This window comes from Kitasatospora sp. NBC_01287 (genome assembly GCF_026340565.1).
GTDB lineage: Bacteria > Actinomycetota > Actinomycetes > Streptomycetales > Streptomycetaceae > Kitasatospora.
This window is the reverse complement of record NZ_JAPEPB010000001.1, coordinates 6,961,255-6,974,979: the sequence shown is the minus strand read 5'-3', so window position 1 is coordinate 6,974,979 and position 13,725 is coordinate 6,961,255. Positions and strand designations below refer to the sequence as shown.

At 72.1% G+C, this 13,725-nt stretch carries 18 protein-coding genes; 6 read left to right on the top strand and 12 right to left on the bottom strand.

All coding sequences use genetic code 11. From position 1 onward, the window contains the following. Window positions 1-58: 58 nt before the first annotated feature. The 3 genes from OG455_RS30600 to OG455_RS30590 form a co-directional block, all read right to left on the bottom strand. A complete protein-coding gene (locus tag OG455_RS30600) occupies window positions 59-2,275 on the bottom strand; it encodes a SpoIIE family protein phosphatase (RefSeq protein WP_266299257.1) in 2,217 nt (738 codons plus the stop codon). 306 nt (window positions 2,276-2,581) lie between these two features. Next, window positions 2,582-3,034, bottom strand: a complete 453-nt coding sequence (locus tag OG455_RS30595) for an ATP-binding protein (RefSeq protein ID WP_266299255.1) — start codon at window positions 3,032-3,034, stop codon at window positions 2,582-2,584. 203 nt (window positions 3,035-3,237) lie between these two features. Next, on the bottom strand, window positions 3,238-4,020 hold the full coding sequence (locus OG455_RS30590) for a carbonic anhydrase (protein ID WP_266299253.1): 783 nt from the start codon (window positions 4,018-4,020) through the stop codon (window positions 3,238-3,240). A 392-nt stretch (window positions 4,021-4,412) separates the two neighbouring features. Between OG455_RS30590 and ureA the strand changes: the two genes are divergently transcribed. The 3 genes from ureA to OG455_RS30575 are packed head-to-tail and all read left to right on the top strand — an operon-like array spanning window position 4,413 to window position 7,911. Beyond that, window positions 4,413-5,123, top strand: coding sequence for an urease subunit gamma (ureA, locus tag OG455_RS30585; RefSeq protein ID WP_266299251.1), 711 nt, complete (start codon window positions 4,413-4,415; stop codon window positions 5,121-5,123). A 5-nt stretch (window positions 5,124-5,128) separates the two neighbouring features. Beyond that, complete coding sequence (locus OG455_RS30580) at window positions 5,129-6,844, top strand: urease subunit alpha (RefSeq protein ID WP_266301016.1); 1,716 nt, start codon at window positions 5,129-5,131, stop codon at window positions 6,842-6,844. 29 nt (window positions 6,845-6,873) lie between these two features. Next, entirely contained in the window at window positions 6,874-7,911 is a 1,038-nt protein-coding gene (locus OG455_RS30575; RefSeq protein WP_266299250.1) for an agmatine/peptidylarginine deiminase, read from the top strand. A 62-nt stretch (window positions 7,912-7,973) separates the two neighbouring features. Here the strand turns inward: OG455_RS30575 and OG455_RS30570 are convergent, their stop codons facing one another. The 8 genes from OG455_RS30570 to OG455_RS30535 form a co-directional block, all read right to left on the bottom strand. Next, on the bottom strand, window positions 7,974-8,204 hold the full coding sequence (locus OG455_RS30570; RefSeq protein ID WP_266299249.1) for a hypothetical protein: 231 nt from the start codon (window positions 8,202-8,204) through the stop codon (window positions 7,974-7,976). Next, on the bottom strand, window positions 8,201-8,704 hold the full coding sequence (locus OG455_RS30565; RefSeq protein WP_266299248.1) for a hypothetical protein: 504 nt from the start codon (window positions 8,702-8,704) through the stop codon (window positions 8,201-8,203). Before OG455_RS30565 ends, OG455_RS30570 begins: the two co-directional genes overlap by 4 nt. Next, window positions 8,705-8,968 (bottom strand): hypothetical protein, encoded by a 264-nt coding sequence (locus OG455_RS30560; RefSeq protein WP_266299247.1) that lies wholly within the window; start codon window positions 8,966-8,968, stop codon window positions 8,705-8,707. After that, a complete protein-coding gene (locus OG455_RS30555) occupies window positions 8,965-9,894 on the bottom strand; it encodes a hypothetical protein (protein ID WP_266299246.1) in 930 nt (309 codons plus the stop codon). The genes OG455_RS30560 and OG455_RS30555 overlap by 4 nt, the downstream gene beginning before the upstream one ends. Continuing rightward, the gene (locus tag OG455_RS30550) at window positions 9,894-10,097 is read right to left on the bottom strand and encodes a hypothetical protein (protein ID WP_266299245.1); all 204 of its coding nucleotides are present in this window, start codon (window positions 10,095-10,097) and stop codon (window positions 9,894-9,896) included. Before OG455_RS30550 ends, OG455_RS30555 begins: the two co-directional genes overlap by 1 nt. Window positions 10,098-10,184: 87 nt before the next feature. After that, entirely contained in the window at window positions 10,185-11,027 is an 843-nt protein-coding gene (locus OG455_RS30545; RefSeq protein WP_266299244.1) for a helix-turn-helix transcriptional regulator, read from the bottom strand. Beyond that, entirely contained in the window at window positions 11,024-11,563 is a 540-nt protein-coding gene (locus tag OG455_RS30540) for a DUF6879 family protein (protein WP_266299243.1), read from the bottom strand. Before OG455_RS30540 ends, OG455_RS30545 begins: the two co-directional genes overlap by 4 nt. Window positions 11,564-11,570: 7 nt before the next feature. Beyond that, window positions 11,571-11,771, bottom strand: coding sequence for a hypothetical protein (locus OG455_RS30535; RefSeq protein ID WP_266299242.1), 201 nt, complete (start codon window positions 11,769-11,771; stop codon window positions 11,571-11,573). A 24-nt stretch (window positions 11,772-11,795) separates the two neighbouring features. Here OG455_RS30535 and OG455_RS30530 point away from each other — a divergent pair, with 24 nt between their 5' ends. The 3 genes from OG455_RS30530 to OG455_RS30520 are packed head-to-tail and all read left to right on the top strand — an operon-like array spanning window position 11,796 to window position 12,960. Beyond that, complete coding sequence (locus OG455_RS30530; RefSeq protein WP_266299241.1) at window positions 11,796-12,353, top strand: hypothetical protein; 558 nt, start codon at window positions 11,796-11,798, stop codon at window positions 12,351-12,353. A gap of 16 nt (window positions 12,354-12,369) precedes the next feature. After that, window positions 12,370-12,591 carry a hypothetical protein gene (locus tag OG455_RS30525; protein ID WP_266299240.1) on the top strand — a complete coding sequence of 74 codons (222 nt, stop codon included), beginning with the start codon at window positions 12,370-12,372 and terminating at the stop codon, window positions 12,589-12,591. Between the two features lie 9 nt (window positions 12,592-12,600). Beyond that, the gene (locus OG455_RS30520) at window positions 12,601-12,960 is read left to right on the top strand and encodes a CYTH domain-containing protein (protein ID WP_266299238.1); all 360 of its coding nucleotides are present in this window, start codon (window positions 12,601-12,603) and stop codon (window positions 12,958-12,960) included. A 297-nt stretch (window positions 12,961-13,257) separates the two neighbouring features. Here the strand turns inward: OG455_RS30520 and OG455_RS30515 are convergent, their stop codons facing one another. Then, window positions 13,258-13,638: a metalloregulator ArsR/SmtB family transcription factor gene (locus tag OG455_RS30515; protein WP_266299236.1), complete on the bottom strand. Its 381-nt coding sequence runs from the start codon at window positions 13,636-13,638 to the stop codon at window positions 13,258-13,260. Window positions 13,639-13,725 lie beyond the last annotated feature (87 nt).

Here is a 13,725-nt window from a genome sequence, read left to right as displayed (position 1 = left end):
GGCGGGCCGGGACTCGGCCGGACAGGGCGAGGCGGCGGGGCTGATCGGCGAGCGCCGGTCAGGCCGCCGCGTCGCCCGCCGAGAGCTCGAACCACATCCGCTTGCCCGACCCGCGCGGCTCCACGCCCCACGCGTCGGCCAGCGCCTCGACCAGCATCAGGCCGCGCCCGGAGGAGGCCTGCTCGCCCGGGGTGCGCCGCTTGGGCCACAGGTCGGACTCGTCCTCGACCTCGATCCGCAGCCGCGGCTCGCGGCCGTCCTCGCGGTAGAGGCGCGCGGTGAACATCGCGTCCCGGTCGGTGTGCCGGATCGCGTTGGTCACCAGCTCCGAGGCGAGCAGTTCGGCGGTGTCGATCAGCTGCGGGACGCCCCAGCGCCGCAGCGCGTCGCGCAGTTCGCCGCGCAGCTCGGCCACCCGGGCAAGGTCGGCCTGCCCGATCCGGCGGCGCAACTGCTGGGCGGCGAGCCCGCCCTCCGGGCCGTCCCAGCGGAGCAGCAGCAGCGCTATGTCGTCCTCGCGCTCGGAGGAGTCGGCGGCCCGGGCTGCGATCCGCTCCGCGAGCTCCTCGATCGGGTCGGTCGCGCCCTCCCCGGCCATCGGCGGCAGCTCGCCGGCCACCGCCTCGCAGAGCCGGGCCATGCCGGTGTCCAGGTCCAGGCCGCGCGACTCGACCAGGCCGTCGGTGCAGAGCACCAGGGTCTCGCCCGGGTCCAGGCTGAACCGGGTCACCGGGTACTCCTGGTCGGCCGCGATGCCCAGCGGCAGCCCACCGGCCACGCTCTGCACGGAGCTGCTGCCGTCGGCCCGGCGCACCACCGGGTCCAGGTGGCCGGCCCGGACCGCGTAGACCACGCCGTAGTCGACATTGACCTCGGCGTAGGTACAGGTGGCGAAGTGATCGGTGTCCAGGTCGGCGAGGAAGCGCGAGGCCCGCGCCATCACGGCGGCCGGCGGGTGCCCCTCGGCCGCGTACGCGCGCAGCGCGATCCGCAGCTGGCCCATGATCCCGGCCGCGTGCACGTCGTGGCCCTGCACGTCGCCGATCACCAGACCGACGTGGCCGCCGGGCAGCGGCACCACGTCGTACCAGTCGCCGCCGATCTGCAGGCCCGAGCCGGCCGGCAGGTAGCGAACCGCGGTGGTCACCCCGGGCACCGCCGGCACGGTGCGCGGCAGCATCACCCGCTGCAGGCCGGCCGCCAGCTCGTGCTCGGCGTCGTGCAGCCGGGCCCGGGCCAGCGACTGGGCGACCAGGCCGCCCAGGGTGGAGAGCAGGGTGCGCTCGTCGGCGTCCAGCTCGCGCGAGTCGTCGAAGCTGACCAGGCAGAGGCCGATCGCCCGGCCGCTGGCCACCAGCGGCAGGAAGGCCCAGGCGCTGCGCCCGGTGCCACGCACCCGCGGCCAGGCCTCGGGGAACCGCTCCTGGTACTCCTCCGGGCTCGCCAGGAAGACCGGCAGTCGGCGGCGGATCGCCTCCGCGGCGGGCTGGAACGGCTCCAGCGGCATCCGGTCGTAGGCGACCATGTCCTGGGCGCGGTAGCCGCTGGCCCCCAGGATCCGCAGCCGCCCGGCCTCCATCGCGGCCAGCACCAGGCCGTCCGGCGGCAGCCCGGGCAGTGGCAGCTCGGTGAAGACCCGGGCCACGTCGCGCACCGTGACGGCCTCGGAGAGCGCCCGCGCGGCCTCCTTGATGAACCGGGAGCGGTCCTCGCGCAGCGCGGCCTGCCGCCCGGCGTCCTCCCGCTTGTGCAGCTCGGCGGTGGCGTCCCAGACGAAGCCGACCATCCGCGAGGGGCGCCCGAAGGCATCGGCCAGCACCCGGCCGCGGAACCGCACGGCGTGCAGCTCGCCGCCGGGGAAGACGGTGCGGTAGTAGGCACCGCACTGGCCCAGCTCGGCCACCGCGCGCTCGACCCGGCGGCGCACCACCGGCGCGTCGTCGGGGTGCAGCAGCGCGAGGAAGGCCTCGGCGCTGAGTTCGGTGCCGCTGTCGCTGACACCCATGAAGTCGCAGGCGCGCTGGTCGGCCTCGATCAGGTCGCGCCGGATGTCCCAGTCGAAGGAGCCGATGCCGTTGGCCGCCATGGCCGGCTCCAGCCACTCCGGGATCGAGTCACCGGCGCGGTTGGGCAGGGCCTGGACGGGGGGCAGGACCGTGGGTGCCGCGATCCGGCCCAGCGGACCGCCGCCCGGGCCACCCGCGTGCCGACCGTGCTGGGCCTGCGGGCCGAGCGGTAGGCGTGCGGGCCCTTGCGGCTCGGGCTCAGTCGCCATGGTTCTCCTGCCCCTGCCGGATCTGTCGGTGGGTGTGTTCCTGGACGCCACCCCGGGTGCGGGGCGCCTGGTCCGGACACACATTCTCACTATCCTGTCGAATGTTCGACCACCCGGCAATAACGCCAGGTCCGCCGGGCCCGCCGGAGGCTTCGACTCCGCTCCGTCACGACCGCTCCACCAGGGCCGCTCGGCCACGGCCGCCCCATCCGCCCAGCTCGGTCACGGCCGCCCCATCAGCGCCGCTCGGTCATCGCCGCCTCGTCATCGCCGCTCGGTCATCGCCGCTCGGTCATCGCCGCCCCGTCACGGCCGCTGTGCCTCCAGTTCGAACCAGGTGGTCTTGCCATCGGCCCGCGACCGCACACCCCAGGCGTCCGCCAGCGCCTCGACCAGCACCAGTCCGCGCCCGGTGGTCTCGCCCTCCCCCGCCCGGCGCGGCCTGGGCAGCCTCGCATCGCCGTCCCGCACCTCGACCCGCAGCCGCAGGTCGGCGCCGAGCACCGCGTCCAGCACCGCGCCGGCGCCGGTGTGCTGCAGGGCGTTGGCGACCAGCTCGGTGGCGAGCAACTCGGCGGTGTCGGCCAGCGCGGGGACGCCCCAGTCGGCCAGCGCCGTGCGCAGGGCCAGCCGCAGCGGGGCGATCGCCGCCAGGTCGGCGGGCGCGAAGGCGGCGTGCAGCCGGCGGCCGGGCGCGCGCTGCCCGGCGAGGTCCGATCCGACCTCCGCCCCGACGTCGAAGTACTGCTGACTTTCCATCAGATTTCCCCCCAGCTGCGCTCCATACCATCGTGGAGCCCGCGCACCCTTGGTCGCAACGGTGCACGAAACGTCGATCGAGGTGCACGGGGGGCTCACGGCGCACAGTCTGCTGACAGCTTGTCAACACCCGCCGTCCGGCGGCGCTGGGGCAGTGATCGGATCAAGCGATGATCTGACCTGTCCTCGGCCGCCTTCTCGGCTCAACCTCCGAGGTCGGGGGCCAGGTCCGGGTCCAGGTCGACCACGCCGCTGTCCAGCGCGTAGTAGCCGCCGCGCACCGCCAGCCGCCCGGCGGCCACCGCCGGGGCGAGCAGCTCGTCCGCGCGCAGCCGGGCCACGGTCTGCCGGATCTGCTCGCGGACCACCGCCTCCACCACCTCCCCCTCCGCGACCGGTGCGCCATCGGCGGCCGCCACCGCCTGGCAGGGCGCCCGGAGCGCCTGGGCCACCTCCGCCAGGTGCCCCGGCAGCGGCGTGCCCTCGCGCAGCGCGCGGACGGCCGCGGTGACGGCGCCGCAGTGCTGGTGGCCGAGCACCAGCAGCAACGGGGTCGCCAGCTCGACCGGGCCGTACTCCAGGCTGCCGGCGACCAGCGTGTCGAGGGTGTGCGCGGCCGTGCGGACCACCAGCAGGTCCCCCAGCCCCTGGTCGAAGACCAGCTCGGGCGGGACCCGGGAGTCGACGCAGGTGAAGACCACGGCGAACGGCGCCTGGCCGCCCGCCAGGTCGTGGCGCCGGGCCGACGAGGCGTCCGGGTGGCGGGCCTGCCCGCGCACCCAGCGCTCGTTGCCCGTACGCAGCCGCGCCAGGGCCTGCGCCGGATCGCCGGGCGGACCGGCATCGCCCGACCCGCCCGACCCGCCCGGTCCGCCGGTGGTCCCCGGCCCGGCGGCGGTGCCCGGCCCGCCGGCGCGCGCCGGTTGCGCACCCGCCGCGGGCAGCACCCCGAGTGCGCCCGCCGCCAGCAGTACCCGTCGCCGCACCCCCGCCACCTCCCGCTCCGCAACGCCACCCGGACCGCAGCTGGAGCGCGCCCTCCGCACACCTGGCCGCACCCGGCGCACCCGCCGGCCACCTGGCAAACGAGTGACACCCCCGCCGGTCACCCGAATCGCAGAACGCCGCAACCCGGGCAAGGCTGGACACGGCGACTCGATCCGGGTTCAATGGCCACCAGATATTTGAACGGCGTTCTAACTTCGACGTCCAAGGCTCCCCGCAGCAGCCTCTCCCGAGGCCTCCCGGGACCGCGAGCCCCGGCCGCCGAGCACCGGCCGTCGGCCCCACCTGAGCGCCACCCCTGAGCTCCACCCCCGAGCCCCACCCCGTCCCCCATCCCCCGGCAACCCGCCCCGGCACCCGCGAGCGAGGCACCGTGCGACTCACCCCCACCGAACGGGACCGGCTGCTGATCTTCACAGCCGCCGAACTGGCCCGCGCCCGCCGCGCCCGCGGCTGCCTGCTCAACGTGCCGGAGGCCACCGCGCTGATCGCCGACACCGTCTGCGAGGCGGCCCGCGACGGCAAGCGGCTGGCCGAGGCGATCGAGGCCGGGCGCAGCGTGCTCGGCGCGGCGGACGTGCTGCCCGGCGTGCCGGACGTGGTCACCGTGATCCAGGTCGAGGCCGTCTTCGACGACGGCACCCGGCTCGCCGTGGTCAACGACCCCTTCCGGGGCGCCGGTTCGCTCGGCGACGACGGCCCGGGCGCGGCCCTGCCGGGCGCCGGGACGGGCTACGACCCCGTCGAGGAGACCGTGGTGGTGGCCGTGCACAACACCTCGGCGGTGCCGATCTCGGTCACCTCGCACTACCACTTCTTCGAGGTCAACCCGCGACTCGCCTTCGACCGCGCCGCCGCCTACGGCACCCGCCTCGCCGTCCCGGCCGGCTCCTCGGTGCGCTTCGACCCGGGCGCGGTGGTCGAGGTCGGCCTGGTGCCGATCGCGGGCGAGCGGGTGGCGATCGGCTTCGCCGGCCTGGTCGACGGCCCGCTCGACGCGCCCGGTGCCCGCGAGGCGGCCCTGGAGAAGGCCCGCGCCACCGGCTACCTGCTGAACTTCGACGACCCGGAGGTGGAGTCGTGACCTCGATCTCCCCGCACGACTACATCTCGGTGCACGGCCCGCGGACCGGCGACCGGGTCCGGCTCGGCGACTCCGGGCTGATCGTCCGGGTCGAGTCCGACTCGCAGGCCCCGGGCGAGGAGTTCCTGGCCGGCTTCGGCAAGACCGCCCGCGACGGCCTGCACCTGAAGGCCGCCACCGTCCGCTCGACCTGCGACGTGGTGATCAGCAACGTGCTGGTGATCGACGCGGTGCAGGGCATCGTGAAGACGTCGATCGGCCTGGTCGGCGGCCGGATCGCCGCGATCGGCCGGGCCGGCAACCCCGACACCATGGACGGCGTCGAGGTGGTGGTCGGCACCGGCACCACGATCGTCTCCGGCGAGGGGCTGATCGCCACCGCCGGTGCCATCGACACCCACGTGCACCTGCTCTCGCCGCGGATCATGGAGGCCTCGCTCGCCTCCGGTGTCACGACGATCATCGGCCAGGAGTTCGGTCCGGTCTGGGGCGTCGGCGTCAACTCGCCCTGGGCGCTGCGGCACGCCTTCAACGCCTTCGACGCCTGGCCGGTCAACATCGGCTTCCTGGGCCGCGGTTCCTCCTCCGACCCGGGCCCGCTGGTCGAGGCGCTGGCCGAGGGCGGCGCCAGCGGCTTCAAGGTGCACGAGGACATGGGCGCCCACACCCGCGCGCTGGACACCGCGCTGCGGGTCGCCGAGGAGTACGACGTCCAGGTCGCCCTGCACACCGACGGGTTGAACGAGTGCCTCTCGGTCGAGGACACCCTCGCGGTGCTGGAGGGCCGCACCATCCACGCCTTCCACATCGAGGGCTGCGGCGGCGGCCACGTGCCCAACGTGCTGAAGATGGCCGGCGTCGCCAACGTGATCGGCTCCTCCACCAACCCCACCCTCCCCTTCGGCCGGGACGCGCTGGCCGAGGCCGCGGGCATGATCGTCTCCGCCCACGACCTCAAGCTCGACCTGCCCGGCGACGCCGCGATGGCCCGCGACCGGGTGCGGGCCGGCACCATGGGCGCCGAGGGGATCCTGCACGACCTCGGCATGATCGGCATCACCTCCTCCGACGCCCAGGGCATGGGCCGGGCCGGCGAGACCGTGCGCCGCACCTTCGCGATGGCCGGCAAGATGAAGGCCGAGCGCGGCCCGCTGGACGGCGTCGGCTCCTACGGCACCCGCGAGAGCGGCGACGACAACGAGCGGGTGCTGCGCTACATCGCCAAGCTCACCATCAACCCGGCCATCGCCCACGGGCTCGCGCACGAGGTCGGCTCGATCGAGGTCGGCAAGCTGGGCGACATCGTGCTCTGGCGCCCCGACCACTTCGGTGCCAAACCGCAGTTGGTGCTCAAGTCCGGCTTCCCCGCCTACGGCGTGGTCGGCGACCCGAACGCCAGCACCGACCGCTGCGAACCCCTGGTGCTCGGCCCGCAGTTCGGCGCCCACGGGGCGACCGCCGCCGACATCTCGGTGGCCTTCGTCGCCCAGGCCGCCGCCGACGGCGCCTACCTGGACCGCGCCGCCGACCAACTCCCCACCCGGCGGCGACGGGTGGGCGTGCGCGGCACCCGCGGCATCGGCCCGCGCGACATGGTCCGCAACGGCCGTACCGGCCAGGTCGGCGTGGACGCCGGCACCGGCCTGGTCTCGCTGGACGGCACCGCGCTGCGCTCCGAGCCCTCCGAGAGCGTCTCGCTCAGCCGCCTGTACTTCCTTTAACGCTCCCCCACCCCTGAGGACCCGCCACCATGACCACCCCCGCCTCGCTCGGCTTCTCGATGCCCGCCGAATGGCACCCGCACGAGCGCACCTGGATGGCCTTCCCCACCGGCAACCAGACCTTCGACACCCCCGAGAACCTGCACGCCGCCCGGCTCGCCTGGGCGAAGGTCGCCAACACCATCGTCCGCCACGAGCCGGTGACCCTGATCGTCAACCTCGGTGGGACGGCGGCCGCCCGCGAGTACGTCGACGCCGGGATCGAGATCGTCGAACGCCCGCTGGACGACGCCTGGATGCGCGACATCGGCCCCAGCTTCCTGATCGACGGCCAGGGCTCGCTCGCCGCCGCCGACTGGATCTTCAACGGCTGGGGCGCCCAGTCCTGGGCCAGTTGGGAGCACGACCAGCACATCGCCGAGCACATCAGCGAGTTGACCGGCGTGCGGCGCTTCGCCTCCCGCCTGATCAACGAGGGCGGCGGCATCCACGTGGACGGCGAGGGCACGGTGCTGGTCACCGAGACCGTCCAACTCGGCGAGGGCCGCAACGCCGACTGGACCAAGGAGCAGGTCGAGGCCGAGCTGCACGCCCACCTCGGCACCACCAAGGCGATCTGGCTGCCGCGCGGACTCACCCGCGACTACGACGAGTTCGGCACCCGCGGCCACATCGACATCGTCGCCTCCTTCGTCCGCCCCGGCGTCGTGCTGGCCCACGTCCAGCCCGACCCGGCCCACCCCGACCACGCCGTCTGTCAGGAGCTCGTCGCCATCCTGCGCGCCGCGACCGACGCCCAGGGCCGCCGCCTGGAGGTCATCGAGGTGCCGGCCCCCACCGTGCTGCACGACGAGGACGGCGAGCCGGTCGACTACTCCTACATCAACCACTACGTCGCCAACGGCGCGGTCATCCTCTGCGCCTTCGACGACCCCCGCGACGAGGAGGCAGCCGCCATCCTCGCCGAGGCCTACCCCGACCGGACGGTCGAACTCGTCGACGCCCGCGAGATCTTCGCCAACGGCGGCGGCATCCACTGCATCACCCAGCAGCAGCCGAAGGCGTGATGCGCCGCGCCGGGCCCGCACTGGTGCGCGGGCCCGGCGTCAGCCGTGCCCTCAGCCGTGCCTCAGGCGGGCGTTGGCGGCGTCCAGCCGTCCGGCAGACGGTGGAAGGGGGTCATCAGCACCCGGGCCGCCGTGCGAGGAGCATCCGGGCCGACCCGGGTGACCGTGATCGGCACCCGCACCGTGACCAACTCGTCCACGGCGATCAGCCCGGTCTCGACCGCGTTCATCGCGACCGCGTGGTGCTCCAGCCACTTGTGCGCCTGGAACGGCGCACTGCCCGTCTCGGTCATGTGCCTGCTCCTGTCACTGCCTGGCTCCCGCCGGGCTTGTTCATACACGACACCTGGCAGTCCGGCGGGGAGTGCGTGCAGCTCGCGGCTACCACGATCTCCCCGGACCGCGGGTCGCCCCACAACCGGTAGTCCGGCAGGTATCCGGCCTCCTGCATCATGCTGGTCGTGAAGATCACCACACTGCCGTTGTACCGGGTCGGGTCCGGACGCTCAGGATAGTGGTGCACCGGGCCGTCGAGCTGCGCGCACAGCTCCTCGTACGCCTTGGTGTGGAGGATCAGGGCGTGCCAGCCCTCGTCCACCACACGCGACGGGGCCATGCCACGGTCTCTGAACCGGCCGCAGGTGGCGACGAACTTCAGCGCCTCGCGGACGATGCGCCGCACGAGCGGCTCGTCCATCTCCGGGTTGTTGTCGCGGACCGTGGCGACGACCGCGGCGAACACCTGTGGCGGGACGAGGCTCTCGGGGTCCTTCCAGAGCGTTGCGGTACTCATTCAGCTCTCCTGGGTTGTCGGGTTCTGGAGCCGGCACCTCTCGGCCCGCCTCCGGGCCCGCAGCGGTGTCGGTGTGGGCGGCACCGGCGGCTGGTGAGCGCCGAGTTCGGCCGCCAGGTGCGTGCGGATCCCGTCGTCCAGCTCGCGCATGCTCGCGAGGAGCGGGTCCAGCACCGGGGCCCCGGCGCCCCGCACCGCGGCGTCCTGTAGCAGTTGGCCGAGCCCGCGCAGCTCGGCGAGCACCCGCTCCTGGTACGGCGTCACCGGGGCACTGCCTCGGTGACGCCGGCCGGGGGCCGGCACCTGGAGCTGGTGGCGGTCCAGGCCGTCAGCGCCCACTGGAACCGGTCCAGGGAGCGGGCGAGTTGCCGGGTGGCCTCGTCCAGGGCGGGGTCGGTGCGCACCGCGCGGCAGATGACCTGGAAGCGGCGCTCCTCGGCAGCGAGCCACTCCCGCGCCTGCTCCTGCGCCTGCGCCCGCGTCAGCTCCTCGGCCACCTCCAACGCGTCGACCACACCGAAACGGTCACCGTCTACAGCGACAGCGACAGCGGCGGCGAGATCGTTGGCCAGGTAACCGACCGTCGAGAACGCGTCGAGCAGCAGCCGCACCACAGGTGCCGTCCACTGCGGCGTGACGCACTCCTCTGCCACCTCGCACCACATCGCGGCCAGCAGCATGCCACCGTCAGCGGGCCGCAGCGCCAGGTACTGGCTCAGCGAAGGCACCCGCGCCGGCTGCACGAAACGCACCAACTTGGCCGCCGCAGCGTCGATCCAGTCGATCACCTGCTCCCGGTACCGGCGCCACCACGCCTCGGGCATCGAGGCCTGCGTCTCCCGCGACAACGCGCACAGGGCCCGCACCACCGGCCGGGCGCCGTGCGGGCCCTCGTCCTGCCGCTTCCCGTTCAGGGCAACGATGAGCGCGTGGACGAACACCGGCACCGTGGCCGGCTCGGCATCACGCAACTCACCGTCGAGGACATCGTCAGCCAGCCACGTCCACACCGCCCAACGCGTCGCCAGGTCGAGCCGCGCACCGGACGAGCCGGGCCACGCGGACAGACAGAGGTCGACGTAGCCGTGCGCGAGGTAGGCCGCCGGGTCGGGGTGCAGGCCGTGCTCGGAGAGGAACGTGGCGGCACTGACGTAGAGATCGGTGTGCCGCCGATCGGTCACGGCGGCCATCAGCGGGCCTCCCCGGCATGCGCGGCGCAGGCCGCCACGGCCCAGGTCAGGCCGTCGACCGTCCGGTGGCCAACTGATACCAGCGGCGGCACCGAGGAGCCGCAGACGACGCATGCGCGCTCGTGCAACTGGGCGTAACTCAGGGTTGTGTCCACGTGCGGCAGCCCGGCGGCGGGCTGCGGCTGGACCACAAGATCTGCCATGGTCGATACGCTAGGTGACCGCTTCGCCACCTGACGTCGATGTTTCTCCGCGCTTCTCGAAGCGCTGCTGCTGTTTCGCATGGCTTCTCAGAGTGCCGCCAACGCGTGTCTCGCTCGACCGATCAAGCGGTGGACGCCAGCGCCGAACTCTGCGACCTGCTCATACATCGACCAGGCCCGGAGATACAGATCAACGTCCGCTCGGGTGTCCAGCCACAGCGCCGCGTTGATCGTCTCAACGGTGACATAGGCCTCATCGTGGATCCAGAATCCATGACGTAGCGTCAGCGGAAGGGCCGCTGAGAACGGGATGACTCCGAGCGTCACGGTGTCCAGGCCCACCAGGCCAGTCAGTCGATCCAGTTGCGCAGCGAGCACCTCTCGGGGACATGGCTGGGCGTGGAGTACACCCTCCCAGAGGATGAAGTGGAACGATCGACCACGCTCGTACAGAAGTTCCTGGCGGCGCACGCGCTCTCGCACCGCATCCTCGGTGTCCCGTGGGGACTGGTGCAGCACTGCCGCAGCCGTAAGAACGGCGCGAGCGTAGTCCGGCGTCTGGAGTATGCCTGGGATCACGGTCGGTTCGTAAGCGCGGACCATCCTCGCGGCGCGCTCCTCGGCGCCGGCTTCCCGCTGCGCTGCCTCATGGCCGGCGGCGAGGCGGCGACGCCACGATCGGTACTGGGTCTCCAGGCCCCGCAGGTCGGCGTGAAGTGACGCCGCCATGCCCAGGTTCCCGGTGTGCTCGGCCCATGCGGTGAGATCCGCCTCCACCGCCGTTTGCCGTCCGGTCTCCAGCTTGCTGATCTTCGAGTGTGGCCACCCTGCGAGAGCGGCCAGGGCACGGCCCGAAAGGCCCGCGTCAACGCGCAGCTGCCGCAGCCGCGCACCGAGGGCCTCTCGTGCCCGCTGGAAGTCGGTGCTCACACGGCTGAAGGTACCCTCTTCGCGAACTCCTCGCGGACAACGGCATGGTGCCAAGCAGCGTCGCGGATCTGACAGGCAATCAGAACTGCGCCCTGGTCATCGATCAGCTCAGCCCCGAGGTACTCGTCAGCACAGTCGAAGTGCATCTCAATGAGAACCCGGGAGTCGAACAACCAGAAGTCCCTTTTCGGGAGGCGGAGTTCTGCTGCGACAGCGCGGTCCAGGTGGCGGATGTCCTCGCCCGCCGCGACATTCGCCCACCCCACTGCGAGGAGGAAGGCCTGGCCGGCGGTGAGCGGGGAATCCGCGACCCGCACGCGCTCGATTCGCTTGCCTGCAGCGACCTGCGTCCGGATGTTCTGGCACCACGGGCGGTACTGATCGGCCTGCGGGTCCTCTCCGGCCGACCATCGCTGATACATGGGAGTTGCCAGGTCAGACGCGTAGGCGGAGCGACTTTCCAGCCGCCAGGCGGTGTGCTGGAAGCCGTCTCCGAAGAGGTGGTCGAACTGCTCGTCGGTGATGAACTCGGTCACGCGGTCTCTACTCCTTGGGGGCGAACTTGGCCAACAGCTCGCGGGGCACCACCACGAAGCTCTCACCTGGCAGTACATCCCGCAGTTGCGCAAGAGCTTCCGGGTCACTGAGCGTGTACCCCTGAACGACGATGTCTCCGGTCGGCGTCTCGTACAGGGTCGGGCACTTGCCATCGTCGGAGGTGGTACCGAGGAACTTGAGCTTCATAGTGGTGCTCTCCCTCTCTGCCGGATGCAGCACCAGGATGCCCGGTCCGCAGTCCTTGTGGGGCCAGATCAATCGATCCTGGTCAGGTTCAAAGCCAGCCAGGCCCGTGTCGGTGCGGCCATCGGCATGAACCAGGGCTGCGTCAACGAGATCATCAACGGGCTCCGAGAGGCGTCGCACCTGGATGTCTTCGAGCGGATCGCCGATGGGCTGTCCATGCCCGACGACGCCCGGCACCTCCTCGGGCTCGCACCCCAGCGGGAGGAGCGCGCAGGGGGCGCGGCATTCGACTTTGTCCGCCTCCCCGCGGTCGTGCGTGGCTACTCCGAACAGGCCGCGGCAGCCGAGGAGATCCAGCAGTGTGCCCGCGCCACCCGGGAACTCGATGTGCTCGCGGTTCGCGGCCTCGGGCTGCTCGGTCTCCGCAACTCCCTCCTACGCCCTCACCTGGATCGTGACGGAGGCGATCCGCCGAGCCTGCGCGTCCTGCTACTCGACCCCGACAGCGACGCCATGGCTCAACGCGCCTCAGAGATCGGCGAATCCACCGAGTCCCTCGCGGGCGGCGTTCCGGCTCGCTGAGGCACGCTTGCGGGAGTTGGCCGTCCACAGAGCCGTCGAGGTCCACCGGTACAGCGGCCTGCCGGTCTGGCGCATCATCAGACTCGACGCAACCCTGTACGTGGCCAACTTCGCCGGCACCTGGAAGGGGCACGAGTCGGCGACCTACAAGCCGGCAGCCACCCCACGCAGCTCCTTGTACCAGGGGTTCCGCAGGCTGTTTGATTCAATGCTGAAGGACGCGCAGCGGGTCATCTGAGGAGGAGCATTGGCTGTCGAAGCCGAGCTGAAGGCGATCGTGCGTGACCCCGAGGCGGTGACGGAACGTCTGGAGGAGGCGTACGCTCCCGGGCGCCCAGAGGTCTACCAGGACACCTACTACGACACTCCGGCCGGCTTGCTCGACCAGGGCGACCGGGAGCTGCGGATCCGTACCGTCCAGACAGCCAATGGCAGAAGAGGGCGATCTCACCACCGGGCTCTACACCGACGCCGTCGCGGCCTGCCGCTGACCCCGGACATGCGGCAGCGCTCCTTCCCGGCCCGCCGGATCGCGGTCACTGTCGGCAAACTACGAGGGCGTGGACGGACTATGTGGCATCTGGAAGCTACTCGCGCCGAGGCGTGATCATGGGGACGATCGGACTGAGGCCAAAGGACGTTCTGAGCCGATTGGCCCGGCTCGACTCTTGACTCGGGTCAGGTGGACCGGTGGTGTGGAGTCACGGAGTCGCCAGGCATACAGGACTCCGTTCCGTGCGGCCACCAGGAACGCTACCCGGGTCACGCAGCCCAGGTGCCAGAACTGCCCCTCGCGCCACGGTGGGGCGGCTCTTCATGCTTTCCAGGTCAGCAGCTGGGCGGCCAGTTGAGTGAGCGAGTCGACCCGTCCGCTGTCGAGGATGACGACCTGGGCGAGGAGTGGTCAGTCGGCGTCGACCGTGTCCTCGGGGGCGTCGCTGAGGCCCAGGCGGAGGTGCTCGACGTGGTAGACGGCCTGGTCGAGGAGTTCGGCGACGTGGTGGTCGTACAGCGCGTAGACGATCGAGCGGCCGTGCCGCTCGCCGACCACCAGGCCGAGATTGCGCAGGAGCCGCAGCTGGTGCGAGCAGGCGGACTGCTCCATCCCAACGGCGTTGGCCAGGTCGGTGGCGGCCAGCGGGCCCTGGCGCAGGCGGGCCAGGATCAGCAGTCGGGAGGGGGTGGCCAGGGCCTGCAGGGTGGCTGCGACCTTGGCGGCGTTGGACGCGTCCAGCTGGGTGTGCGGGACGGTGTTCTCAGCTGCTCTGACGACTCCATGGCCCATGGAGACCATCCTACAGATGATGAATGAAGACATGTTCATGTGTTCCTGTATGTTGGATGGGCCGCCCCGCCCTGCCTGCGCGAAGGA